Genomic DNA, 24,416 nt, shown 5'->3' on the forward strand with positions numbered 1-24,416 from the left:
TGTTGACTTGTGTATCGCAGCCTTCCTAGCCTCGCTGTCATCGGCCGATGACTCATCCGAAAACGATTCGAGGAGAAGCGATTCGATGCGCACCTACGTGATAACCGGCGGCACAGACGGCATGGGCAAGGGTCTCGGCCGGCACTTCCTCGGCCGGGGCGACCGGGTGCTCGCGGTGGCCAGCGGCGTGGTCAAGGGCCACCGATTCCTGCGCGAGGCCGCCGAACTCGGCGCCGCCGACCGCGCGAACTTCATCCAGGCCGACCTCAGCACGCTCACCGGAATGCACAAGGTCATCGCCGAGGTCGCGGCGGTCACCGATACCGTCGACGGCGTCGTCTTCGGCGCACAGAACTTCCGGTCCGAACGTCAGGAGACCGTCGACGGCTTCGAATACACCTTCGCCCTCGCCTACCTGAGCCGCTATGTCATCGGGCACGGACTCTTCGACGCATTGGAACGCGCCGAAGCCCCGGTCATCATGAATATCGCGGGTCCGGGCGGACTGCCCGGCACCATCGAATGGGACGATCTACAGCTGCGGACCGGATTTCGCGGCATGCGTGCGGCCATGCAGTCCTCACGCTGTATCGACCTGCTCGGCGTGGCATTTCCGCAACGTCATCGGGGAGCCCGCACACGGTATGTGCTCTATAACCCGCTGACGGTGCGCACCGCCATGGCCGACCCGCTGCCCAGGGCACACCGCTTCCTTACCAAGACGTGGCTGTTGCTCGCCGGTCAACCGGTGCGCAAGGCCATCGTCCCCATCGCCGAACTGATCGACCATCCGCCTACCGAACCGCTCGCCGCATTCCGACGCCGAACGCGACTCACCTTGGCGGGCAAGGATTTCGATCCGGAGCGCGCCCGGCGGCTCGATGCGATCACGGCCGAATTGGTCGACAGCCGGGTCACCGACGGATAACGACCTCGAACCCGCTCGGCCGAAGCCGACCACCGGCGGCCCTCTTCGGATAGATAATCCTGGAGGGGGCCTGCGCGTTGGGAGGTCGGGATGGCGCGGATCGGGGTCATGAGCGTGTCCGACGGGCGCGATTATGTGCACGCCGGCATCGCGGGGTTCATCGAGTCGGCCGAGGATCGGCTGGTCACCGGGTTGCGGGCGGCCGGGCACGAGGTGATCCGGGGCACGGCGCAGATCAGTACGAACGCACTGGCCGGCTCGGTGGCACGCGAGGTTGCCGCGGCCGGTGTGGATCTCACGGTGCTGCACTATGCGGTCTGGGCGTTCCCGCACTTCACCATGCTGGCCGCGGGTGCGACGCCGGGTCCGCTGCTGTTGTTGTCCAACATCGATCCGGTGCAGCCGGGCATGGTCGGCATGCTGGCCGCGGGCGGTGCGCTGGATCAGATCGGCCGCGCGCATACCCGGTTGTGGGGCGATCCTGCCGATACCGAGCTGATCGAGGCCATCGGTAGTCGGGCGAGCGCCGCAGCCGCCGTATCGAGCTTGCGCGGCAGCACTTTCGGGCGCTTCGGCGGACGGCCGATGGGAATGAATACTGCCGTCGCCAATACCGATCAGTGGCAGCGCCTGTTCGGCATCGATGTCGAGGAGATCGACCAGTGGGAGATCGTCCGCCGCGCCGAGCAGGCCGACGCCGGAGAGGCGAAGGGGGCGCGAGAGTGGTTGGAGCGCAATACCGCCGGTGTGCACTACGACGGCGTGAAACTCACTCCGGAATTGCTGGAACGCCAGATTCGCTCGTATCTGGCCGTGCGTGAGCTGATCGAGGAATGGCGGCTGGATTTCTCCGGTATCAAAGGCCAGCCGGAGCTCACCCAGTACTTCGCCACCATGGATATCACCGAGGCGTTCCTCAACGACCCCTACGATTGGAACGGCCCCAAACAACCCCATGTGTGCGCGACCGAAGCGGATATGGATGGCGCACTCACCATGCGGCTGCTGCAGCAGATCGCCCACACCCCGGTGCTTTTCGCCGATGTCCGGCATTATCACGCCGACCGCGATATCTGGGATCTCTGCAATTCGGGTCAGCACGCCACCTGGTTCGCGGCCCGCAGCGACGAGCCGAAGGAAAATCTCGCCAACGTACATCTCTATCCGGAGGTGTTCTTCTTCCCGGCCGGTGGTGCGTCGGTGCACCATCTGGCCGCGCCCGGCCGCATGACCCTCGCCCGCCTCACCCGTAAGGACGGCGACTATCGAATGCAGTTGATGCTGGGCGATTTCGAGACCTATGACCAGGCGACCAATGAATCGCTGATGAAACTGTCCACCTGGGAATGGCCGCATGCCTTCGCCCGGTTGGACGCACACGCCGATGATTTTCTGTCCCGCTTCGGCGCCAACCATATTCACGCCGTACCCGGCGACCATCGGGCTACCGTCCGGGCCGCCTGTGATCTGCTCGATATCACCCTCGACGAGTTCACCCGATGACGGGCGCATTCCTCGGCGTCGATATCGGGACCTCCAGTTGCAAGGGCGTCCCGGTCCGGCCGGACGGTACCGTTATCGCCAGCGAGCCGGCGCAGCTTTCGGCGACTGTGCCGGTCGGCGAACCCGAACAGCCGCTGACCACCATCTCCTATCAGAAACGGGCGGGCCACGCCGCGGTCACCGATCGATACGGCTGGCCGGGGCTGTGACGGCATCGGAACTCTGGCGGCTCGACGCCGCACGGACCCGCTCGATCAGTGCGGAGAATCCGACCGGCTCCCCCGGTGCCGGGGCTCGCGCGGTCGAGGGCACCGGGGCGCATGCTGCGCGGCTACTCGGACCCGGCTGGAAAATCTCCCCATCGATTCACCTCGACGTCGGCGAAACCGTAACGCTCGCAGATATTTCCGGCTCCGGTGTGCTGCGCCACTGCTGGCTCACCACCGACCGCACGGTGCTGCGGCAGATCACCCTGCGCATGTACTGGGACGACGAACCCGAGCCATCGATCGACCTGACACTCGGTGATTTCTTCTGCAACGGCTGGGACGAACTGGCACTTGTGCAGTCCGAGATGGTGGTGGTCGCTCCCGCCGGTGGTCTGAACAGCTTCTGGCCCATGCCTTTTCGTGAGCATGCCAGAATCACACTGCACAACGGCAGTGACCGTGCGGTGCCGGTCTACTACCAGTTCACCTATACCGAGGAGGATGTCCCCGACTCCGCCGGATATCTGCACGCGCTACGCCGCCACAGCACGCCACTCGGCGCGCCCGCCGTGCACACAATTCTCGACGTGGTGCCGGGTCCCGGCCGATACGTCGGGACCTACCTGGCGATTCGGCCGGGCGCACCGGGCTGGTGGGGTGAGGGTGAGCTGAAGTTCTATCTCGACGGCGACACCACCCATCCGACCCTGTGCGGCACCGGCACCGAGGACTACTTCGGCGGCGCATGGAATTTCGATCTCGACGGCGCTTACCGCACATACTCCACGCCCTATCTCGGCCTGCACCAGGTCCTGCCGCCCGATGAGATCTACCGGCCGCATCAGCGATTCGGCATGTACCGCTGGCATATTCGCGATCCGATCTGCTTCCGGCAGGAGTTGCGCGTGACGATTCAGGCACTCGGCTGGCACGACGACGGCACTTATCGACCGCTGACCGACGCCGATATCGTGACGACGGCGCTGTGGTACCAGAGCCGCCTAACCTCGGTCTAACTCGTCGTCATCCGGGAGTTCCATGGCGAGTAGCTCGTCCGCGCGGTTCAACGCATCGTCCATCACCGACTCGATGCCGTCCATGACCGAAAGTCCGTCCAGCAGACCGGACAACTCGCGTCGGGCGGCTTCCAATTCCGCGACCGCCGGATCGACGCGATACCACCCGACACCCTCACGCCACCAAGCGTTTTCGTCGATCCACCCCCACATGACATCGCGCACGAACTTGGCGTCGGGAGTGTACATCTGGAAACACTCGTCCGCCCCGGCGGCGCGGTGCTCGAGTTCGTACACGCCGTCGGGCAGCAGGCGCGCCTGGATGTAGGCGTGCTCGCCCCGTTCCACCACGATCGCCGGATATTCCGGGTCGGGTGGTTCGCGCAGCAGATCGTCCAGCAGCGGATCCGTCAGGGCGGGCAATGTGGTTCCGTCGCCCGTGCGGACGTGCACGTCGGCGTGCCGGTCCGGGTCGTCGTTCACCGCGACAGTCTGCCTCATCCGGAAATCCGCGATACGGCGGGGCGAAATGCGACGGGGCAGCGGGGTTCGGGTGCAAGGTAGTGATATGCGCGCGGTCGTGATCGAGACGCCTGGGAAATTCGCTGTACAGAACGTGCCGGATCCGACGCCCGGGCCCGGCGAGGTCGTGGTGCGGGTGGATGCGGTCGTGATATGCGGGACCGATGTGCATATTGCCGATGGCGAATTCCCGCCGACGCCGTATCCGATCGTGCCCGGTCACGAGTTCGCCGGTTCGGTGGTGGCACTGGGCACCGGCGTCGATGGTGTGCGGATCGGCGATACCGTCGCGGTGGACCCGTCGTTGTTCTGCGGAGCATGTCATTACTGCGCGATCGGGCGCGGGAATCTGTGCCGACGATGGGGCGCGATCGGCGATACCGTCGATGGCGCGATGGCCGAATACGCCTCGGTACCTGCCGCGAATTGCTATCGGCTGCCCGCGACGCTGTCGACCACGCACGGCGCACTCGTCGAGCCGTTGTCGTGTGCCGTACATGCGTTCGATGTGCTGCGGCGTGCGCTCGGCGCGCATTATCTGCACTACGGCGCGGGCACGATGGGTCTGCTGATGTTGCAGCTGGCGCGGGTCGCCGGGGCCGCGTCGGTGTCGGTGGTCGACATCAATACCGCGCGACTCGGGGTGGCACGCGAACTCGGCGCGGATGCCACCGCCACCACCGCCGATGAATTCGACCGCCCGCAGGGTTGGGAGGTGGTCATCGACTGTACGGGTGCGATCGCCGCCATCGAGGACGGACTCGGCCGGGTGTGCCGGGGCGGGGTGTTCCAGCAGTTCGGGGTGGCGCCGGGCGCGGCAACCGCGTCGATCTCACCGTTCCGGATCTACAACGACGAGATCACCATTGTGGGTTCGATGGCGGTGCTGCACAGCTTCGGCCGCGCGGTGGAACTCATGGACAAGGGTGTGATCGATGCGAACACCATGATCACCCACAGCTTCGGATTGGCCGAATTCGCCGATGCGCTACAGACTTTCCGCGCTGGCACCGGCCGTAAAATCCAGCTCAGGCCAGGTGCGTGATGGCCACCGTCGCGGGAGTCGACAGCTCCACCCAGTCCTGCAAAATCGTCCTGTGCGATGCGGATACCGGCGAGATTCTGGACGAGGCCCGCGCCCCGCATCCGGACGGCACCGCGGTGTCCGCCGAATCCTGGTGGCAGGCAATGCGTTCGGCGGGCGACGGCCTGTTGGATCGGGCCGACGCGGTGGCGATCGCGGGCCAGCAGCACGGGTTGGTCGCACTGGACGCCGATGGTCACCCGGTCCGGGATGCGTTGCTGTGGAACGACATACGATCCGCCGACGCGGCCGAGGAGTTGATCGCGGAACTGGGCGGCCCGCAGGTCTGGGCCGATGCTGTGGGCAGTGTGCCGCTGGCCGCATTCACCGTCGCCAAACTGCGCTGGCTGGCCGATCACGAACCCGAAAATGCCGACCGCACACACCGGGTACTGCTTCCGCACGACTATCTGACCTGGCGGCTACGAGGTGGGCCGTCCGATCCCACCGTCGAACCGACCACCGACCGCGGCGACGCCTCTGGCACCGGATACTGGTCGCCCGCGACCGGTCGGTATCGCAAAGACCTGCTCGCCCATGCCTTCCGGGGGCGCAACCCGGAACTCCCCCGCGTCGCCGGGCCGGCCGAAGCGGTCGGACGCACACCGGCGGGCGCACTGGTCGCTGCGGGCACCGGCGATAACGCCGGTGCTGCACTGGGTTTGGGCATCGCAGACGGTGACGTCGTCATCTCACTCGGCACCAGCGGCACCGTCTACACCCGTGCCGCCGCACCAAGCGCCGATGCCACCGGAGCCATTGCCGGATTCGCCGACGCGACCGGCGCATTCCTGCCACTGGCCTGCACACTCAACGCAGCCCGCGTACTGGACTCGACCGCCGGATTACTCGGCGTCGACCTCACCAGCCTGGAAAACCTTGCGCGCCAAGCACCGCCGGGTTCCGAAGGCGTCGTCATGCTCCCCTACCTATCCGGCGAACGCACCCCGAACCTGCCACACGCCACGGGAAGTCTGCACGGTCTACGACCGGAAACCTTGCGCCCCAGCCATATTGCGCGCGCCGCCGTCGAGGGCATGCTGTGCAATCTGGCCGACGCGCTCGACCACCTGCGCACCTCCGGAATCCCGGTCCACCGGGTGCTGCTCATCGGCGGAGCGGCCCGCTCCGCCTTGGTCGCCGAACTCGCGGCCCAGATCTTCGGGCTCACGGTCACGGTCCCGCAGCCGAGCGAATACGTCGCGCTCGGGGCCGCGCGACAGGCGGCCTGGGCCCTGGGCGGCACCGCACAGCCCCCGAGTTGGCCCGCACGCACCATCGCCGAGGTCCGCGCTCCGAGCGACGGCGGGGCGATCGGGCGGCAGATCCGGACGACGTACGAGAGCGCACGGCACGCCCTCTACGCTCGATGACTACGGTGCAGCGGGAAACACCGGTGGACCTATTCGCGATCTTGTAGTACAAGTACCACCGGATGCCGTCGAATGAGGATCGATGGCACCGCACCTCGGGGGATCATCATGGAATCCGCGCACGCACAGCGCCGTCGACTGATCGTCTATGTCGCCGGTCTTTCCGAAGCGCCGCATGCGGCGAAGGATCTATTCGACAAATTGCGCCACGAGCCCGGATACGGGCCGGACGAGGCCGTCTACTGGCAATTCCCGGAGCCGGTCACACGGCTGAGCCGAGGGAGCCTGACCGCGCGCTGCCGCGATCTCGCCGATCGCATCGACGCCTACTGGACCGGACCGCGCCGGACCGAAGAGATCGTCCTCATCGGACACAGCATCGGCGGCGTCATGCTCCGCTACGCCTTCCTGCAGGCACTGCGCGGTCTCGACGGCCCGCAATTGGCCTGGGCCGACGCCGTCTCCCGCATCGTGCTGCTCGCCGCGCCGAATCGCGGCGTCGATCTGGACCGCGCGCCCTGGCCGTTCCGGATGCCGGCCAAGGTGCTGGTGCCGCTGCTGCAGATGTTCACGGTGCTGGAGATGCTCTGCGGCTCACCGTTCATCACCAATTTGCGCATCCAATGGCTGCGCGAAATCGCCGATCTCGGCGATAAAGCACCGACTGTCGTACAGGTGCGCGCACGCAACGACTGGGCGGTGGACAGCGAGGACAGCCGCGATCTGGAAACGCTGCCGACCGGCGTTCAGAAGCTCATGCCCAATGCGACACACGCCGATATCGCCTGCACCAGACGCAAGGTCCGCGAGGATTACACCGGACAGCGCTACGACATTCTGCGCTGGGCCATTACCGAGGACGTCGAATCCACCAACCCGAGCCCGCTGCCCGAGCACGAGGCGACCATCAAATCGGTGGTGTTCGCACTGCACGGAATTCGATCGGGCAATGGCGAATGGCCGAACGAACTCGAGCGGAAACTGCACGAGCTGGAACCCGACGTGCTGGTGGTGACGCCGTCCTATGGGCGGCTGTCGGCCTACGACTTCGCGCTGCCGTTCACTCGGCGTCGCAATCTGCGCTGGTTCGCCGATCAGTACAGCTACTTCCTGGCCCGGCATCCCGGCATTCCTTTCCACTTCGTCGGGCACAGCAATGGCACCTACCTGTTCGGGCAGTCACTCGAGCAGATACCGGCGCTGGCCTTCCAGAATGTCTTCCTGGCGGGCAGTGTGCTGCCCCGCGAATTCGACTGGGTGGAATGCGCCGACAGGGGCCAGATCGGATCGCTGGTGAATGTGTGTGCCAGCGCCGATAAGCCGGTCGCCTGGTTGTGCAGCGCGTTGCGTGGTCTCGGCATGCGCGATGTCGGGGTGGGCGGTTTCACCGGATTCGATTCGGTTCCGCCCGGCACGCTGCAGGTGCGCTACATCAAGGGCGGGCACGGCGCGGCCCTCGTGGCCAAGCGGTTACCCGGTGTCGTCGGATTTGTCCACGACAACGAGGCCCCCTGCGAGGCCGACCATGCCGCGCCGGGCAAGTTCTTCGAGCTGATGTCGCGTTTCGCGCCGGTCGCGACCTGGTTGACGGGCGGGGCACTGATCGGCCTCGGCTGGCTCTCGGTCGCCATGCTCGGCCCGCTGGTCGGCCTCGGCGTCATTGCCGGAATGCTCGTGACGACCTATACAGCACTCGAGGTCGCCTGACCTTTTCGAGAGCCCGACGCCATGCGACCATGTAACCGATACTCCTGGTATCTCCTATATGGCTGTGAGGGGCTGAGATGGCTCAGTGCGACTTGGTGATTCGCGGCGGATCGGTATTCGACGGGCTCGGCACACCGCCGCGCATCGCCGATATCGGAATCACCAACGGCCGGGTCACCGTGATCAGCGCCTCGGCATTGCCCGACGGTGCGCGGACGGTGGATGCGGCGGGCAAATGGGTGATGCCCGGAATGCTCGACGTGCATACGCATTATGACGCGGAGGTGCTCGGCAACCCTGGTCTCGGTGATTCCGTACGGCACGGCGTCACCACCGTGGTGTTCGGGAATTGTTCGCTGTCGACGGTGTATTCCGATGCCGAGGACTGTGCCGATATGTTCGCGCGGGTGGAAGCATTGCCATGGGATGCGGTGCATGCCGCGGTCAAGGAGCACAAGGACTGGGACGGTCCGCATGCCTACGCTCGGGCCCTTGCCGCGCGCCCGCTCGGTGCGAATGTGGCTGCGCTACTGGGACATTCGGATATGCGGGTCGCAGTAATGGGGCTGGCTCGGGCCGTGGACGTGGCGGTGCGCCCGACCGAGGTGGAACTGGGCCGCATGCGCGAGATGCTGTCCAGCGCACTTGATGCTGGTTTCCTCGGGCTGTCCACCATCCGCAGTTCGTTCTCCAAATTGGCGGGCGAGCGCTTCCCGACCAGGCAATTGCCATCGACCTTTGCCACTTGGCGAGAATATCGAGCGCTGAACGATATTCTGCGGCAGCGTGATCGGATCCATCAGAGCACGCCCAACCTGACGGCCCGCGTCGAGATAGCGCGCTACTTCGCCGAGAGCGCGGGCGGACCGTTCCGTAAGCCGCTGAAGACCACGCTGATCGCGGGGATGGACGTCAAGGCCGATCGCACCGTCGCGCGGGCCGCCACCACCGCCGCCTGGATCGCGAATACCATTGGCGGAGCGCAATTCCGGTGGCAGCATCTGCCGGTGCCGTTCGAGGTGTACGCCGATGGTGTCGATCTGGTGGTGTTCGAGGAATTCGGCTCCGGCGTCGCGGCACTCAATATCCGCGATGTGATGAAGCGCGGTGAACTGCTCGCCGACGAGTCCTACCGGCGGCAGTTCCGCAAGGACCTCAGCAAGAAATTCGGCCCGCGCGTATGGCATCGCGACCTCTACGACGCCCAGATCGTCGCGTGTCCGGATCCCGAAGTCATCGGTAAGTCCTTCGGCGAGGTGGCCGACGAGCGCGGCATCCACCCGGCCGATGCCCTGCTCGACCTCACCGTCGAGCACGGTGCGCAATTGCGTTGGCGCACAGTCATCGCCAATGATCGCGACGAGGTGATGGACCGGCTCCAGTGCTCCCCCGTCGTTCAGGTCGGCTTCGCCGATTCCGGTGCCCACCTACGCAATATGGCCTTCTACAACTTCGGCCTGCGCATGCTGGAACGAGTTCACCAGCGCGCCTTCATGCCGCTGGAAACCGCGATCCACCGGCTGACCGGTGAACTCGCCGACTGGTACGGCCTGGATGCGGGCCATCTGACCGAAGGCTCCCGCGCCGATATCGCGGTCATCGACCCCGCCGGATTCGACGGCTCCAGCGCTGCCTACGCCGAAGCCCCCGTCCCCGGTATCGACGGCCTGGACCGCATGGTCAACCGCAACGACCGCGCCGTCGCCGCGACCATCGTCGGTGGACACCTGCTGTACGAATACGGGAACTTCGCACCGGGTTTCGGCACCACGATCCACGCGGGCACCTTCCTCGAAGCGCGGTGACCCAGCGCGAGTCTGCACGATCGGCAGCGATTCATACCGCCGGTGACTACGGCCTAGGAGGCGCGCCGTGCACGACGCCAAGGTCAATGTGCTGTCAGCGATGATCGGGACGGCCGCGATCTACTCGGCGGCGGGAGTCTCGTGCACCGAACGCCAAAGATAACCATGGTCGGCAATGATCAGTATCGCGGTCACCAGACGACGGGTCCGTGCATCGCCCAGCTGGTTTTCCGCCGTGAACCGCACGCCGACAACCGTCCCGCCGCGAGCCAGCTCCTCGATATCAGAGACCTCGATCTCCAACCCCGGCTGAGTATTCCGAGCCGACCACACCCCGGCCAACAACGTATCGCGATCGACGACCTGCCCGACAGTGGTCACCGCCGCGAACTGCTCATCCAGCGCATTGGCGAACCGATCGAAAACCTTCGGCGGCGCATCCGCCCCCATCCACTCGGCCAGATCCCAGTGCAACGCCGCAACCACATCCGCCAAGTCTGGATCTACAGCCATCTCGATCTCCACAGGCCCGTACCCCACCCAAGATCATATCCACCCCTACCGCTGAATCGCCGCGACTCCGCTGTCGGACAAACGAGAGATCGACCAGTGCGGCCTTGGTTTCAGCTGTCAGCGTTTCTTGTGCAGTGATGCGGGGTGTAGCCGGGCATGTCAAAGCATGGCCTTCTCCGGTTGGGTGGTTACCACGATCACCGTGGTGATGCCGGATTCCAGTGCGAGCTTGAACTCCTTTTCGAGGTCTCCGGTGGAATTGACGTCAATGGCTTGGCAGCCCAACCCCCGTGCCACGGAGGCAATGTCCAGGCCGGGTAGGTCGAGCCCGGGCACACCCGGCGTCTGTTCCAGGTCGGCGAAGGATTTGAGGATGGAGTACTCGTGATTGCGCATCACGACATACACGATCGGCAGGTTGTGCTGTGCCGCGGTCCACAGGCCCTGGACCGAGTAATGGAACGACCCGTCCCCGATCAGACCGATCACCGGACGCTTGACACCACGGTCCCGGTCGCCGAGCGCGACACCGACGGCAGCCGGTACAGCCCAGCCGATACCACCACTGGCAGTGGCGAAGAAGGAGTCGGGCTCGACGGTGGGCAGCCACTCGGCATGCTGGGCCATGGTCGAGGTGGACTCGTTGACGAAGACGGCGTGCTCCGGACGGACCATACTGAGAGCCGCGTAGACCTCGGCCGGCGTCAGCGGACTGCTCGGGTTTTCCGGCAGCTCCCTTGGACGCGGCATGGGCTTCGGCTGCACGCGGCCGCTGCCGTCACCCACCAACTCGGTGAGGAGTTCGATCGACAGCCGGGCATCGCCGAGGAGGCTGTCACCGGCACGGGCAGCTGCGGCAATCGCCGGGTCGTCGGTGATCTGCAGCAGTTTCGTCCCAGCGGGGAGGATGTCGCCGGGCACGTAGGGGTAGTAGCGGAAGACCTCGGCCCCGATGACCACGACGAGATCGTGTCCGGCGAGCCGCTCGCCGACCGCCTTGACCGACATGCCGACCGAACCCTGGTACTGGGGGTGGTCCTCGGGGAACGAGGCGCGGTCCGGAAGTGGCGGGCTGTAGACCGCGGCCTTCAATTTCTCGGCCAGCGCGATGCCCGCCTGCCATGCACGGGCGCGATCGACGTCGGGTCCGAGGATCAGCGCAGGCCGGTGACTCGCGGTGATGCGAGCGGCGAATCGCCGAATGCGCTCGGGATCGGGCGCATAGGCCCGGCTGACATCGCGCAGCACAGCGGGCCCTTCCAGATGGTGATCCCAGTCGTCGAGCGGAATGGACAGAAACACCGGTCCCGCAGGCGGCTGCACGGCCATCGCGTACGCACGCATGAACGCTTCGGGCACTGACTCGGCGCGCGCGGGCTCGTAGGACCATTTCACCCATGGCCTTGGCATATTCGCCGCGTCGCGGTTGCCGAGGTATGGCTCGCCGATCAACAGCTCGCGGTGTTGCTGGCCGGCCGTGACGATAAGAGGCGTGTGCCCGTGGTAGGCCGCGACCAGGTTGCCGATGCTGTTGCCGAGCCCCGCGGAAGAGTGCAGGTTCACCAGTGCCGGGCGCCGGGTGGTCTGGGCGAAGGCATCCGCCATGGCGATGACGGATGCTTCTTGCAGACCCAGCACATAGGTGAAGTCATCCGGGAAGTTCTTGAGAAAGGTCTCCTCGGTGGATCCCGGATTACCGAAGACGGTCTTCATACCCAGCGACCTCAACAAATCGTAGGTAACGCTGTGCACGGTCGATTTCTCGGTCATGGTACTCAGCAGGTCCCTTCGCCAGGAGGCGCCAGCAAACCGGGCGAGCTGTCATCGTGTGCGCGTAGGAATCCGGCCGATGGCCGTTTCTCCAGCCGTATGCCACACAATCCACAACAGGCTGCTGGCGGCGGGTGTAAGCGCAATGACGAAAAGAGACGCTACGCACCGCCGCATAGTGATGTCAAACACACCAATAGCGCCCACCAGAAGCGACTCGGAGCCGTCTACCCGACACTCCCTGATCGGGTCAGCGCTTCGGCGGTAGGGCGGCGGTGGCGCCGGATTTACGGCCGAAGAAGGTGGCGTCGCCTAGGGAGGTACCGCTGATGTAGCCCTCGCCGTGGAGGCCGGACGTGGCGCGGCCGGCCGCGAAGAGGCCGGGGATGGGGAGCCCGTCGAGGTCGAGGACGTGGCCGTCCAGGGTGGTGTGGAGGCCGCCGAGGGTGAAGACGGAGGCGCCGGTGCCGCGGCGGTTGCCGGATTCCGAGGGCGGGCGGACGCCCGCTTTCACGTCGATGGCGGCCAGCGGAGGTGTCAGTGGGCGCAGCCAGCGCGGTGCTTTGTGGAAATCGGGATCGGTTCCGCACGAGGCGAATTCGTTGTAGCGGTTGATGGTAGCGGTGAGTGCGCCGGGCGGCAGGGCGAGTAGTTCGTCGAGTTCGCCGATGGATTCGGCGACGTGGGTCGGGCGCACACCCCAGCGTTCGCGTTCGGGCACCTCCTCGTAGCCCTGTTCGTCGAGCACCACCCAGACGTTCATATCGTGACCGAAGAGCGCGGCCTGGCCGATGCGGCCGGGATAAGTGTCCTCGTTGACGAAGCGCTGGCCGCGATGGTTGACGATCATCCCGCGCGCGGCGAACCCCGGAATCAGCGAGGCGCCGACCTGACCGGCCGACATATGCCGCACGGCGGCGCCGGCGGCCTGTGCGATGCGGATGCCGCTGCCGTCGTCGGTGCCCGCGCTCACCTTGGTATGGCCGAGCAGCCGCGGCGCGTGGGCGGTGAGCATATCGTCGTTGTCGACGAAACCTCCAGTAGTGAGCACACATCCGCGTCGTGCTCGAATATTGAGTTCCGTGCCGTAGTGCCGGGCCACCACGCCGACCACCGAGCCATTTTCGCCCAGGATCAGATTCGTCGCGTAGGTGTCGTATTGCGCTGTCACACCGGCGGATTCGGCCGCGGACACCAGACAGTCCAGCAGTAGCCGTCCGCCGAAGTCATTCGCGGTAGGCCGATGACCGCGCGGGGCGGGGATAGCGATTTCGGTGAACGGCCAACTGTTTTCGCCGAGCCACATGAGCCCGTCATCGGTTGGCGGTACCCAGGCGGGAGCATCCCAGAGACTGGGTTTGAACGGCACACCGCGATCGACGAGCCAGTGGAAATGCGCCACGCTGTGCTCGCTGTAATGCACGATCTTCGCCACATCCGCGCCCGGCCCGAGCGCCGCCACCAGGAATGCCGCCATCTGCTCGGGACTGTCGTCGAACCCGCACGCCCGCTGAATCGGCGTACCGCCGCCGAGGTAGATCTCGCCGCCCGACAACGCCGACGCACCACCCGGCCCACCGGCCCGATCCAGCACCAAAACCTCGGCACCGACCGTCGCGGCCTCGAATGCGGCGCAAGCGCCCGCACTGCCGTACCCGACGACCAGCACGTCGGTCTCGATGTCATAGGACTTCACCTCGGCGGCGGCACGCGGCGCGACCGATTTGCGGACCGTCATGGCATCGAGGCTGCGCGCGTCCACCGGATGACGGAATCGCTCATCTCGGTGGTCGAGCCGGGTACTCCCGTTCAGTGGGACTGGCACCGATCGCGGCGTTCCGCACTCGCGATGGTGTGTGAACGGCGTCACGTTCGCGTATCCCGGCGCCAGTGAGGAGAGGAAATCGATGCGGGTCCTGGTCACCGGAATCACCGAGCCGAGCGGTCGCGCGGTGGCGCGGATGTTGTTGGCCGCCGGGCACGAAGTGGTCGGGCTGGACCAGCGGTGGCATCGCTACATCGATCCACGGGTGCGGTTCACGACCGACCACACCGACGCTGTCGACGGCTGCGCGAGCGTCGTACATCTGGCAGCAAGCGGGCTCGCCGAAATCGCAGCCGCCGCACGCAAAGTCGGCGCGCGGGTGGTGGTTCCAGTCAGTCCTGGCTCGACGCGGCCTTCGGATGCCGAGGCGATGGCGGTGCTGCGCGCGTCGGGCGCGGATAGCGTGCTGGTGCGCACCGCGCCGATCGCCGGTCGCCGGATCGGACACGAAACCCGCCGTGCGCTCGAGCCGATTCTCGGCTCGAAGTCCGATGACGGATGCCAGCTGCTGCACAGCGACGACCTGGACCGCTTCCTGGTCCTGGCCGCCACCGCGCTGCCGTCCGGTCACAGCGAAGATGGGCTCGAGATCGTCGAACTCGCGGCTTCCGGCGTGGTGACCACCGACGAGGTACGCCGCATGATGCGCGAAGCGGGTGTACGGTACCCGGCCAGGGTGCCCGGCTGGTCCGGCCGCCGTGCTCTCCTGGATCCCACTGTCGCACAGCAGAAGTGGGGCTTCCGCTGCGGCTGGACGGCACGCGAGGTCATCGCCGATCTGGTGCGCGGGATGATCGGCCGCAAGCCCGATGGCGGCGGCTTCCGCACGCGCAGGGGCGCAATCCCGTTGCCGTCACACGTGATTCCATCCCGCGCCGCCACGTCGGACAACCATCCACTCACCGATGTCGCCCCGGAAGGTCTCGAAGGCGAATTCGACGATCGGGTCGACGAGCGCTACCCGGTACACACCGCGACCAATACTTCCGAGGCGCTCCCCGGCCCGATGACACCGCTGACCATCGACCTGCAGGCCGGTGCCATCCGCCTCAGCAACGAGGCGATGGGTGCGATGATCGCACTCGACGGAATCGCCGTGGAACACTGGACGAGTCGGGTCACCACCGTGCTCGGCCACCACATCTACATCAATGCCTCGATCGGCGTGCTCGCGGCCGAGAATATGCCGGGCTGGGATGAGGAGAGCATCCGCCGCGACGCCTATGGCAATATCCCGGCCGAAATCGCCCTGCAGCCGCACGGCAAGCCGCCGATGCCGACCGGGCTCGCCAGCACGCTGGCGACGGGGCGAGCGACCTCCCGCGTCATCGCCACAGCCCGCCGTTTCGGCAAGACGGCCGAGCTGATCAATGCCGCATCTCATGCGGAAGCATTGACCGCGAACGAGATTCGCGAACTGTCCGATGAGCAACTGCACGTCCGTGCCCTGCTCTGGCGCGATCGTCTGCACCAGGCGTGGCAGGGCGCGGCGATCGGTGTGATGATGACCGGGGCCGCCACCGCCATCCACGCACGCGGCAAGGATGCGGGCGAGGTTCCGATCGACTTGACTCGGTTGGAATCGGCGAAACCGATGCTCGCGGTGGAACGCCTGGCCGAATTCTGCCGCGCGGACGCCGAGCTCGCCGAGCTTGCGCACGCCGGTGATATCGATGCGGCCCGGGCAAAATCCCCCGCCTTCGCCGCCGCACTCGACGAGGAGCTGGCGAAGGTCGGGCACCGAGGTCCTGGTGAATGCGAGCTGATCAACCCGACATTCGGTGACCGGCCCGCCCTGTTGGTGAGCGCTGCCGCCCGCGCCGCGCAAATGCCGGCACCCAAGCGCGACACCGTGGATTCGTCGCCGAGTCGCACGGCCCGGATGGCGGCCGGAGCCACCGTGGCCCGGGAGCGCGCACGCGACGGCGTCGTCCGGATCACCCACTGCCTGCGACTTGCCGTGCGCGAGCGGGCCGATCGACTCGTTCGCGCCGGTCGGCTGCGCGAGGTCGACGAAGCCTGCTATCTCACGCTGGACGAAATCTTCTGTCTCCCAGCGGATGCGGCCGAAAAGGTGGCCCGCAGGCGCGCGGAACGCACTCGATTGCAAACCATCAGGATGCCCGATGTCATTGCCGGACAATGGGAACCGGTCCCCGATGCGGCGGCGCTTACTGCCGGCGAGAGCCTGACCGGTATCGGTGTCTGCGCCGGTGTGGTGGAGGGCCGGGTGAAGCTGGTGCTGTCGCTGGATGACGATATCGAGCCCGGCGACATCCTGGTCGCCGCGGTGACCGACACCGGCCACACCGCGATGTTCGCCTACGCCGCCGCCGTGATCACCGATATCGGTGGGTCCGCTTCCCATGCCGCGATCGTCGCCCGTGAATTCGGCATTCCCTGTGTCGTCGACACGAAGACCGCGACCACCAGCCTGGCCGACGGCCAGCGCGTGCGCGTGGACGGCGCGGCCGGGACAGTCACGCTGCTCGCCGACTGAGCGCGGCCCGAACTCGGGTCGCAGACTTTGATGAAAGGAACACCCCTCGTGAAGAATTCGCGCGCTTTCCGCGGCACGATCGCGGCCGCGGCCGCAGTGCTGGTCGGCGTCCTCCCGGCGCTGGCCGGACCAGCGTCGGCGGGTCCGGCGCTCTCGGGGCCGGCCGTGCCGGTGCTGCGGTCACCCGGCCAGGCCGATCGGCCGCTGGGTCTGGCGCATGCGCCGAATGCCCGCGATATCGGCGGGTATCCGGCCAAGGGCGCCAGCTTCCTCGCGACCGGCGTCGTGTACCGCTCCGACGCGCTGGCCAAACTCGACCCGAGCGAACAGCAGAAGCTGGTGTCGCTCAACATTACTCAGGTCATCGACTTCCGCAGCCCCACCGAAACCGGCCGCGATCCCGATAAGCTCCCGGCATCGATCCGCCGCACCGAACAGCCGGTCTACGATCCGGCCAACGACTTCTACCTCATGGTGGCGCGACTGATCCAGGCCGGACCGGCCGCCCAGCAGGAGGCGCTCGGCGACGGCAAGGCCGCCAAGATCATGCGTGACTACTACGCGTGGTTCGTTTCGAACCCCACCGCGCGCGCCCAGTTCGCCCAGGCATTCAAGGACATCGCTACCGCGCAGGGTGCGGTGCTGTACCACTGCACGGCGGGTAAGGACCGCACCGGCTGGATGACCGCGATCTTGATGAGCGCGCTGGATGTGCCGAAGGGGCAGATCTACAACGACTTCTCGGACTCCAACGACAACTTGGCGGCCGGGAACAAGGCGCTGCTGGACGGGCTCGTCGCCCAGGGCTTGGTGACCGATCGTGCGCTCTGGGAGCCGATCCTCGGTGTGCAGCGCGAATTCCTGGACGCGGCGTTCGACCAGGTCCAGGCATCTTACGGCTCGTTCGACAGCTTCCTCGGCGATGGTCTCGGGATCGATGGCACGACGCTGGCGGCGCTGAAGGCGAAGATGCTGACCAAACACTGAGCTTGTGCCGGTGTCACTGTGCAGGTGGCACCGGCCCCGTGAATCTCTCGGCCGCATCGCCGCGCACACTTCCCGCGGGCAGCGTCCGGCCGCACAACACCAGCAGCAGATCCTGGGCCGAACCCGCGAGCATCGAACCCGAGCCGTAAGTGAAATCGAGATCATCGGCCCGCAGCTCGATCCCGTCCAGGTCGACGCCGAAGAAGTTGACACTTTTCGGCGAGAGCGCGCCGAGCACCATTCGCATGCGATCGGCCGGGACGACGCGGTCCAGCCCGAGCGCGACGGTGATATCCAAACCGTGGATGACATCGTGACTCAGTGCACCCGCGTACCCGCCACCCGGCGGCTTCCACGGGTGATTCACATTGTCCCGCACCGCGGCGACCAACCCCTCGGCTGTCAGCACTGCCGCATCCGACCGCGCACTCCTATCCGCCATCTTGTTGAAATTCCCACGCGCCTTGAGCATTTCGAGTGCGAACCGCGGCGTGGACATCCGGAACGGCATGGTGATATGCGCGACTACCTCCCGCACCCGCCATCCGGCACACAACGTCGGCGCATCCCACCGCTCGGCCGCCAGCCCGGCCAGCATTTCCGCCAACTCACCCCGCTCCGCCTCGATCGCCGCCCGCACCTCGGTCTCCGTCATCGCATCTCCTCGATCCCATAGCCACCCCCCTCCATCACCTGAGACGGACCGCCACCCTCGAACTCATCGGTCGCCACGGAATCGCTCGAGATCAGGTGGCAATGGTGGTGGGGACTTCTCGCGTTTTGCCGCCATGGTTTCCCCGTGATCACTTGTCCAGCCAGGGGCGCGGACCGGCGTTTCCCAAGGGTGGCAAGGGAATCACTTTGCGTGTGGGGGCGTCGGCGGCGACCATGCAGGTTCGCTGCTCTTCGGCGGATCGTGCGGGAAGGTGAGACGGATGCGGCTGATCATGATCGATGGTGAAGCCGCTGGCGGCGATGCCCTGGCGCAAGGGCTCGAACTGCACGGTCATCAGGTGGAGCGCAAGCATCGCGGGGCCGATCTGCTCTTGGCGCATCAGGGCTATCACGCCGTTATCCTCGACATGGGCCTGCCGGATATGGACGGGTTGCAGGTGTTGCGCAAGTTGCGCGAGGTCAGCTCGGTGCCGGTGGTCATTCTCGGCGAGCACGCCGATGAGCGTTCGATTGTGCTCGGGCTGCACAGCGGCGCCGACGACTATCTGGTCAAACCCGCGCGCATCGGCGAGTTGGCCGCACGGCTGGAGGCGGTCACGCGCCGGGTCGGCGTTGCCAGCGTTGCCCGAGGTAAAACGGTGACCAGCGAAGACGTTCGCGTAGATCTCGCGGCGCGGCGGGTGGAGGTGGCCGGGGAACTGGTTCCGCTCACCCGGCTCGAGTTCGAGTTGCTGCGGGTCCTGGCCGAGCGGCCCGGAATAGCGGTCAGCCGTGAGCAATTGATGGACTGCGTCTGGGGCGACTCGATGCTTGCGGTATCGCGGAAACTGTATGTGCATATGGCCTCGTTGCGCGCGAAGTTGGACCGCCCAGGGCTGATCACGAATATCCGCGGCTACGGCTATCGGTGGGGTCCGGACCCGTACGAGACGACCGCCGAATCGAGTTTGCTGCACGCGGTGTAGGCACCACCTCCGAGCGTTCCGATCACCGGGACTTCCTCCCGACGTGCCGCCACGACCGCCATAGCGTCACAACTATGGCGTCGTCCGGCACACCGGTCGCGAGAACAGAGGAGGACTCCCGTCATGGCCAATAAGGTGCTCGATCGGGTTCGGGATCTGCTCCCGGCAATCCGGGAGCGAGCCGCGGAGACCGATCTGCAGCGGCGGGTTCCGGTGGCGAGCATCCGGGAACTGACCGAGGCGGGGGTGTTCCGCATGCTGCAGCCGTCGCGTTTCGGCGGCGACGAAACCTCCCCGGTGGCGTTCTACGAGGTCATTCGGACCATCGCTTCGGCCTGCCCGTCCACCGGCTGGGTGTCGTCGGTGCTCGGCGTGCACCCTTGGCAGCTGGCGCTGTTCCCATTACAAGCGCAGGAAGAGGTGTGGGGCGAGGATTCCGACACGCTCATCTCCTCCTCGTACGCCCCGACCGGTCGGCTCACGCCGGTCGAAGGCGGTTACGAGGTCAGCGGACGGTGGAGTTTCTCCTCCGGCTGCGACCATGCCCAGTGGGCATTCCTGGGCGCACTGGCCCCGGACGAACACGGCAATCCCAAGGACTATCTGACAATCCTGGTGCCGCGCAACGACTATCGCATCGATGATGTCTGGCACGTGGTCGGCCTGTCCGGCACCGGCAGCAACGATATCGTCATCGAGAAGGCCTTCGTACCGCATCACCGCGCCTACAGCGCCACCGAGCAATCACAGCTGCGCGGTCCGGGCCAGGAAGCCAATCCCGCTGCCCTGTACAAGATTCCGTTCGCCGGCGTCTTCTCCAACACCATCACCGCGCCCATCATCGGTGCCGCACAGGGCGCGTACGAGGCGCATATCGAGCGGATGCGCGAGCGGGTCCGGCTGTCCTACGGCGGACAGAAGGTGGCCGAGGACGCATTCGCCCATGTGCGGGTCGCGCGCGCGGGCTCCGAAATCGACGCGGCCATCCTGCAGATGGAACACAATATCTCCGAGCAACTGCGTTATGCCGAAGCGGGCGAAGAGATTCCGTACGAAACCCGGCTGCGCACCCGCCGCGATCAGGTGCGCGGCACCGAGCGCGCGATCCAGGCGATCGAGCTGCTGTTCGACAACTCCGGTGGCCACTCGATCCGCAAACCCAATCCGATCGAACGACATTGGCGCGACGCACACGCGGGCAGTGTGCACGTCATCAACGATGTCGAGCGCGCCCTCGCCATGTTCGGCCGCGGGGAATTCGGGCTGCCGGTCGAAGATCGGATGGTCTGATGGACGCGGCGGATACCAGTCGCCACATCACCGTCGACGGGCTGAAACTTCGCTACCACGAGGCGGGTTCGGGTCCGCCGCTGGTGCTGCTGCACGGATCCGGCCCTGGTGTGTCGGGCTGGGCCAATTTCGGCGCGAACCTGCCGGTACTCGCCGAACATTTCCGCTGCCTGATCTTGGATCAGCCGGGCTTCGGCGCGAGCGAGCGCCCCGAGGTGTACCAGCGCAACTATCTGCGCATCGCCGCCGACGCGGTGCTCGGTCTGCTGGATCGACTCGAACTTCCCACCGTGCACCTGCTCGGCAACTCCATGGGTGGTGCGGTGGCGACGCTGGTGGCGCTCGAACACGGCCGGCGTATCGATCGACTGGTGCTCATGGCGCCGGGCGGTGTCGGCGTCAATGTGCTGGGACCAGAACCGTCCGAAGGGATTCGGCGGCTGCTCGACTTCACCGGCGAGCCGACCCGGGAGCGCGTGCTCGCCTGGCTGCGGACCATGGTGTTCGACGAGGCGGTACTCACCGACGAACTCGTCGAGAACCGCTGGGCCGCGGCCGCGGATCCGGCCGCGATCGCGGCGATCCGCGACGCCTACGCGACCTTCGCGAATCCCGCCTTCGCGGAACCGATTCCGCTGTGGGCACGGCTGCGCGCGTTGCGCAACGAGGTGCTGCTGCTGTGGGGCCGGGATGATCGGGTCACTCCAGCCGAGGGTGCGCTGCTGCCGTCCCGTCAGCTGCCGAATGCCGATCTGCGGCTGTTCGGGCGCTGCGGGCACTGGGTGCAGATCGAGCGCAAGGACGCCTTCGAGCGGGCGGTCATCGACTTCCTGAACTCCGGCCTGTAGCGCCGATGCCGAGGCGACATAGGCATCACTATGTCCGGCCGATGTCGCATTAATTCGCGAGCTCCATTCGCGGTTCGGAGTTACAGTCGGCCGGTGACGTGGACCGCACCCGAGATCACCAGAACCAAGCCGCCGCTGGTCGCCGACGAGCGGACCATGCTGCAGACCTGGCTGGACCTGCACCGCCGCACGCTGCTGTGGAAGTGCGCCGGGCTCGAGGCCGAACAGCTGAAGCGGCGCTGTGTCGCACCCTCGACGCTGTCGCTGCTGGGCCTGGTCCGCCACCTCGCCGAATGCGAACGCGGCTGGTTCCGCATCGCTACCTGCGGCGAACCGCTGGATTACCTCTACTGCAGCCAAGACAACCCGAACGGCGATTTCGACGATATCGCCAATGCCGACGCCGCCGCGGATCTGGCGACGCTACACGCCGAGATCAAGTCGGCCGACGCCGCCGTCGCGGACCTATCCCTCGACCACGTCTTCACTCATCGCAGCACCGAATACAGCCTGCGCTGGGTCTATGTGCACATGATCGAGGAATACGCGCGGCACAACGGCCACGCGGACTTCCTGCGCGAACGCATCGACGGCGCGACCGGCGACTGACGCCTCAGATCTGATTCCGGCTGACCCACGCGGCGATCTGCGTCCGCGAGGTGAAGCCCAACTTGGTGAGAATGTGGTCGACATGGCTCTCGACGGTCCGGATCGAAATCACCAACTCACTCGCGATGCTCTTATTGCTGTAACCCGCCCCGATCAACCGGGCGACTTCACGTTCGCGCCGGGTGAGCACATCCGCCGCGACGGTTTTCACCGGCGCAGCACGCAACGGGGTGCCGAGCGCGAAAGCGACCGCCTCCTCCAACCCCAAGGCCGCACCCCCATCGAAGGCGGCCTGAAACTCCCTCTCGCCCATCGCATCGCGCACCTGTAGGCGCACCTTGTCACCGACGAATTCGGTCATCTCATGGGCGAGCCGCTGGGTACTGCCGCGCCGCACCGTAGACGCCGCCCCCATCAGCCGTGCCGCACGGTTCAGATCGCCATCGGCCGTCGCCACCCACGCGAGTCCGTCGAAACCGGACGCCGTCCACACGCACCGATCGAACAGACTGAACAGTTCAACCGCCTTGCGTAACTCCGCAATCGCCGCGTCCTGCTCGCCGTTACGCCAGCGGTCGGTGCCCACCGCCCAATGTCCCAGCCCGCCCAACAGGTGCGAGCCGTAGTCCTTGGTCTTGGCGAGGAAGCGATCCGCGACCGCGCCGGCCCGGTCGTCGTCCAACACCAGCGCACACACATACGCGAAGGCCAAACTCTCCATCTCGACGCCGTGGTGGGCGCAGGCACGCGCACGGTCCGAGGCCGCCTCGGCGATATCGAGTGCCCGCCTCGGTTCGTCGTTGGCGAATGCCAGTAGCGCGGCGAGCAGTGCATGTTCGACGAGCACGTCTTCGGCGTCGAGTTCCGTTGCGATGTGCAGACATTCGTCCGCGAAGCGCGTCGCGGTCTCCGGATCGGACAGCATGGCGGCGATCACCGAGGCGGCGGCCAGTGCCCGCGCTCGATCCTTCGTGTGGTCGAGATCCTTCTCCAGCGCCTCCAAGAGCCAGCGATAGCCCTCCAGCAGGAAGCGGTAGTGCTCCCAGAACGGCCGCAGTTCCGTCGCGATTTCCAGTGCGCGATGGGCGCTTTCCGGATCGGCGAGCGAGAACTGCAGCGCCGCACGCAGATTCGGATGTTCGCGGGTGACGTCACGGAACCAGGCGACATCCTCGCTGCCCCAGTACGCGGTGCGTCCCTGCGCGGCGATCCCGTGGTAGTAATCGCGATGACGCAGCCGCACCGCCCGCTCACCACCGCGGGCGACCAATCGCGCCAACGCGAACTGTCGCAACGGTTCGAGCATGGTGTAGCGCCCGGTACCGTCGCTGTTCTGCCGGTGACCGAGCACCGACTTGTCCACCAACCCGGTCAACGCGTCCAACAGCGCGTCCGGGACCGTGCAGACCGCCTCCGCGGCCTCCAGATCGAAACCACCCGCGAAGACCGACAGCTGCTCCCACAGGCGCTGTTCATCCGGCGTGCACAGGTCGTAGCTCCACCGGATGGCGGCCTCCAGGGTCTGCTGCCGCTCCGGCGCGGTGCGCAACCCGGCGGTGAGCAGCCGTATCGCATCGTCCAGGCGTGCCAGCACCTGATCCGGTGTGAACATCCGCAACCGCAATGCCGCCAGTTCCAGCGCCAGTGGTATGCCGTCCAGGCGACGGCAGATCGCCGCGAGCGCGCCGCGATTGGCATCGGTGACCTGGAAATCGGGGTTCGCGGCGACGGCACGATCGATCAGCAGCCGCAGTGCATCGCTGTCGACGTGCGCCGGGCGTGCCTCCTCCTCGTCCACCTCCGGCACCGTGAGCGGCAGCACCGGCATGACTTGTTCCCCGGCGACCCCGAGCGACTCACGGCTGGTCGCGAGGATCCGCACGTCGGCGGTCGTCGGAATCAGTCGGTCCACGAGTTCGGCACATGCGCCGATCAAGTGCTCGCAGTTGTCCAGGATCAACAGCAGGCTCTTGTCGGCCAGGAATTCGGTCAGGCCGACGACGGGTGAAGTGGTGTCATCACGCAGACCGAGCGCCTGCGCGACGCTCAACGCCACCAGATCCCCGTCGTGCACATGCGCGATCTCGACCAGCCAGACACCGTCGGGAAAGGCGCGGCGCACCGTCTCCCCCACCCGCCGGCTGAGCCGGGTCTTCCCGACGCCGCCCGGCCCGGTCAGGGTGAGCAGCCGTGTGCTGGACAGCAGCTTGCGCGCCGTGGCGACCTCGGCGTCACGACCTACGAAGCTCGTCACCTCAGCGGGGAGGTTCCCTGTCACGTGCCGCAC

Annotated in this window: 20 protein-coding genes; 14 read left to right on the top strand and 6 right to left on the bottom strand. The window is 66.4% G+C overall.

Annotated elements, in window-relative coordinates; translation table 11 throughout:
- The first annotated feature begins 85 nt into the window (after positions 1 to 85).
- The 4 genes from ACIBW7_RS18315 to ACIBW7_RS18330 all read left to right on the top strand — a co-directional run bounded on the left by ACIBW7_RS18315 (position 86) and on the right by ACIBW7_RS18330 (position 3,656).
- Positions 86 to 928, top strand: coding sequence for an SDR family NAD(P)-dependent oxidoreductase (locus ACIBW7_RS18315; RefSeq protein WP_397047588.1), 843 nt, complete (start codon positions 86 to 88; stop codon positions 926 to 928).
- Between the two features lie 90 nt (positions 929 to 1,018).
- A complete protein-coding gene (locus tag ACIBW7_RS18320) occupies positions 1,019 to 2,431 on the top strand; it encodes an L-fucose/L-arabinose isomerase family protein (RefSeq protein WP_397047590.1) in 1,413 nt (470 codons plus the stop codon).
- Positions 2,428 to 2,640 carry a hypothetical protein gene (locus tag ACIBW7_RS18325; protein WP_397047592.1) on the top strand — a complete coding sequence of 71 codons (213 nt, stop codon included), beginning with the start codon at positions 2,428 to 2,430 and terminating at the stop codon, positions 2,638 to 2,640. The genes ACIBW7_RS18320 and ACIBW7_RS18325 overlap by 4 nt, the downstream gene beginning before the upstream one ends.
- Entirely contained in the window at positions 2,637 to 3,656 is a 1,020-nt protein-coding gene (locus tag ACIBW7_RS18330) for a glycoside hydrolase family 172 protein (protein WP_397047594.1), read from the top strand. The genes ACIBW7_RS18325 and ACIBW7_RS18330 overlap by 4 nt, the downstream gene beginning before the upstream one ends.
- Here ACIBW7_RS18330 and ACIBW7_RS18335 read toward each other — a convergent pair.
- Positions 3,642 to 4,157, bottom strand: coding sequence for a hypothetical protein (locus ACIBW7_RS18335; RefSeq protein WP_397047596.1), 516 nt, complete (start codon positions 4,155 to 4,157; stop codon positions 3,642 to 3,644). The genes ACIBW7_RS18330 and ACIBW7_RS18335 overlap by 15 nt on opposite strands.
- 67 nt (positions 4,158 to 4,224) lie before the next feature.
- On the opposite strand from ACIBW7_RS18335, the gene ACIBW7_RS18340 reads away from it, so the two are divergent.
- From ACIBW7_RS18340 to ACIBW7_RS18355, 4 genes are all read left to right on the top strand, one after another.
- On the top strand, positions 4,225 to 5,223 hold the full coding sequence (locus tag ACIBW7_RS18340) for a zinc-dependent alcohol dehydrogenase family protein (RefSeq protein WP_397047598.1): 999 nt from the start codon (positions 4,225 to 4,227) through the stop codon (positions 5,221 to 5,223).
- Positions 5,223 to 6,635, top strand: a complete 1,413-nt coding sequence (gene xylB / locus ACIBW7_RS18345; RefSeq protein WP_397047600.1) for a xylulokinase — start codon at positions 5,223 to 5,225, stop codon at positions 6,633 to 6,635. The genes ACIBW7_RS18340 and xylB overlap by 1 nt, the downstream gene beginning before the upstream one ends.
- A gap of 72 nt (positions 6,636 to 6,707) precedes the next feature.
- Positions 6,708 to 8,342 (top strand): esterase/lipase family protein, encoded by a 1,635-nt coding sequence (locus tag ACIBW7_RS18350; RefSeq protein ID WP_397047602.1) that lies wholly within the window; start codon positions 6,708 to 6,710, stop codon positions 8,340 to 8,342.
- A 77-nt stretch (positions 8,343 to 8,419) separates the two neighbouring features.
- Positions 8,420 to 10,147, top strand: a complete 1,728-nt coding sequence (locus ACIBW7_RS18355) for an amidohydrolase family protein (RefSeq protein WP_397047604.1) — start codon at positions 8,420 to 8,422, stop codon at positions 10,145 to 10,147.
- A gap of 120 nt (positions 10,148 to 10,267) precedes the next feature.
- Here ACIBW7_RS18355 and ACIBW7_RS18360 read toward each other — a convergent pair whose 3' ends face one another.
- The 3 genes from ACIBW7_RS18360 to ACIBW7_RS18370 form a co-directional block, all read right to left on the bottom strand.
- The gene (locus ACIBW7_RS18360; protein ID WP_397047607.1) at positions 10,268 to 10,660 is read right to left on the bottom strand and encodes a hypothetical protein; all 393 of its coding nucleotides are present in this window, start codon (positions 10,658 to 10,660) and stop codon (positions 10,268 to 10,270) included.
- 159 nt (positions 10,661 to 10,819) lie between these two features.
- Positions 10,820 to 12,430 carry a benzoylformate decarboxylase gene (mdlC, locus tag ACIBW7_RS18365; RefSeq protein ID WP_397047609.1) on the bottom strand — a complete coding sequence of 537 codons (1,611 nt, stop codon included), beginning with the start codon at positions 12,428 to 12,430 and terminating at the stop codon, positions 10,820 to 10,822.
- 250 nt (positions 12,431 to 12,680) lie between these two features.
- Positions 12,681 to 14,168 carry an FAD-dependent oxidoreductase gene (locus ACIBW7_RS18370; protein WP_397048176.1) on the bottom strand — a complete coding sequence of 496 codons (1,488 nt, stop codon included), beginning with the start codon at positions 14,166 to 14,168 and terminating at the stop codon, positions 12,681 to 12,683.
- A 169-nt stretch (positions 14,169 to 14,337) separates the two neighbouring features.
- On the opposite strand from ACIBW7_RS18370, the gene ACIBW7_RS18375 reads away from it, so the two are divergent.
- The gene (locus ACIBW7_RS18375; RefSeq protein ID WP_397047610.1) at positions 14,338 to 16,755 is read left to right on the top strand and encodes a PEP-utilizing enzyme; all 2,418 of its coding nucleotides are present in this window, start codon (positions 14,338 to 14,340) and stop codon (positions 16,753 to 16,755) included.
- Positions 16,756 to 16,803: 48 nt separating this feature from the next.
- Positions 16,804 to 17,742, top strand: coding sequence for a tyrosine-protein phosphatase (locus ACIBW7_RS18380; RefSeq protein ID WP_397047612.1), 939 nt, complete (start codon positions 16,804 to 16,806; stop codon positions 17,740 to 17,742).
- Positions 17,743 to 17,755: 13 nt separating this feature from the next.
- Here ACIBW7_RS18380 and ACIBW7_RS18385 read toward each other — a convergent pair whose 3' ends face one another.
- Positions 17,756 to 18,397: a maleylpyruvate isomerase family mycothiol-dependent enzyme gene (locus ACIBW7_RS18385; RefSeq protein ID WP_397047614.1), complete on the bottom strand. Its 642-nt coding sequence runs from the start codon at positions 18,395 to 18,397 to the stop codon at positions 17,756 to 17,758.
- A 280-nt stretch (positions 18,398 to 18,677) separates the two neighbouring features.
- On the opposite strand from ACIBW7_RS18385, the gene ACIBW7_RS18390 reads away from it, so the two are divergent.
- From ACIBW7_RS18390 to ACIBW7_RS18405, 4 genes are all read left to right on the top strand, one after another.
- A complete protein-coding gene (locus tag ACIBW7_RS18390; RefSeq protein WP_397047616.1) occupies positions 18,678 to 19,382 on the top strand; it encodes a response regulator transcription factor in 705 nt (234 codons plus the stop codon).
- Between the two features lie 123 nt (positions 19,383 to 19,505).
- Positions 19,506 to 20,672 carry a 3-hydroxy-9,10-secoandrosta-1,3,5(10)-triene-9,17-dione monooxygenase oxygenase subunit gene (gene hsaA, locus ACIBW7_RS18395; RefSeq protein WP_397047618.1) on the top strand — a complete coding sequence of 389 codons (1,167 nt, stop codon included), beginning with the start codon at positions 19,506 to 19,508 and terminating at the stop codon, positions 20,670 to 20,672.
- A complete protein-coding gene (locus tag ACIBW7_RS18400) occupies positions 20,672 to 21,520 on the top strand; it encodes an alpha/beta fold hydrolase (RefSeq protein ID WP_397047620.1) in 849 nt (282 codons plus the stop codon). The genes hsaA and ACIBW7_RS18400 overlap by 1 nt, the downstream gene beginning before the upstream one ends.
- A 93-nt stretch (positions 21,521 to 21,613) precedes the next feature.
- Positions 21,614 to 22,129 (top strand): DinB family protein, encoded by a 516-nt coding sequence (locus tag ACIBW7_RS18405; RefSeq protein WP_397047622.1) that lies wholly within the window; start codon positions 21,614 to 21,616, stop codon positions 22,127 to 22,129.
- Between the two features lie 4 nt (positions 22,130 to 22,133).
- Here ACIBW7_RS18405 and ACIBW7_RS18410 read toward each other — a convergent pair whose 3' ends face one another.
- The gene (locus ACIBW7_RS18410; RefSeq protein WP_397047624.1) at positions 22,134 to 24,407 is read right to left on the bottom strand and encodes a LuxR C-terminal-related transcriptional regulator; all 2,274 of its coding nucleotides are present in this window, start codon (positions 24,405 to 24,407) and stop codon (positions 22,134 to 22,136) included.
- Positions 24,408 to 24,416: the final 9 nt, after the last annotated feature.

It is taken from the genome of Nocardia sp. NPDC049526 (genome assembly GCF_044465765.1).
GTDB lineage: Bacteria > Actinomycetota > Actinomycetes > Mycobacteriales > Mycobacteriaceae > Nocardia.

Bases quoted from the DNA above. Each gene is read 5' to 3' on its own strand.
- ACIBW7_RS18315 (WP_397047588.1), top strand. From the start codon at position 86: ATGCGCACCTACGTGATAACCGGCGGCACAGACGGCATGGGCAAGGGT.
- ACIBW7_RS18320 (WP_397047590.1), top strand. From the start codon at position 1,019: ATGGCGCGGATCGGGGTCATGAGCGTGTCCGACGGGCGCGATTATGTG.
- ACIBW7_RS18325 (WP_397047592.1), top strand. From the start codon at position 2,428: ATGACGGGCGCATTCCTCGGCGTCGATATCGGGACCTCCAGTTGCAAG.
- ACIBW7_RS18335 (WP_397047596.1), bottom strand. From the start codon at position 4,157: ATGAGGCAGACTGTCGCGGTGAACGACGACCCGGACCGGCACGCCGAC.
- ACIBW7_RS18340 (WP_397047598.1), top strand. From the start codon at position 4,225: ATGCGCGCGGTCGTGATCGAGACGCCTGGGAAATTCGCTGTACAGAAC.
- xylB (WP_397047600.1), top strand. From the start codon at position 5,223: ATGGCCACCGTCGCGGGAGTCGACAGCTCCACCCAGTCCTGCAAAATC.
- ACIBW7_RS18350 (WP_397047602.1), top strand. From the start codon at position 6,708: ATGAGGATCGATGGCACCGCACCTCGGGGGATCATCATGGAATCCGCG.
- ACIBW7_RS18355 (WP_397047604.1), top strand. From the start codon at position 8,420: ATGGCTCAGTGCGACTTGGTGATTCGCGGCGGATCGGTATTCGACGGG.
- ACIBW7_RS18360 (WP_397047607.1), bottom strand. From the start codon at position 10,660: ATGGCTGTAGATCCAGACTTGGCGGATGTGGTTGCGGCGTTGCACTGG.
- mdlC (WP_397047609.1), bottom strand. From the start codon at position 12,430: ATGACCGAGAAATCGACCGTGCACAGCGTTACCTACGATTTGTTGAGG.
- ACIBW7_RS18370 (WP_397048176.1), bottom strand. From the start codon at position 14,168: ATGACGGTCCGCAAATCGGTCGCGCCGCGTGCCGCCGCCGAGGTGAAG.
- ACIBW7_RS18375 (WP_397047610.1), top strand. From the start codon at position 14,338: ATGCGGGTCCTGGTCACCGGAATCACCGAGCCGAGCGGTCGCGCGGTG.
- ACIBW7_RS18385 (WP_397047614.1), bottom strand. From the start codon at position 18,397: ATGACGGAGACCGAGGTGCGGGCGGCGATCGAGGCGGAGCGGGGTGAG.
- ACIBW7_RS18390 (WP_397047616.1), top strand. From the start codon at position 18,678: ATGCGGCTGATCATGATCGATGGTGAAGCCGCTGGCGGCGATGCCCTG.
- hsaA (WP_397047618.1), top strand. From the start codon at position 19,506: ATGGCCAATAAGGTGCTCGATCGGGTTCGGGATCTGCTCCCGGCAATC.
- ACIBW7_RS18400 (WP_397047620.1), top strand. From the start codon at position 20,672: ATGGACGCGGCGGATACCAGTCGCCACATCACCGTCGACGGGCTGAAA.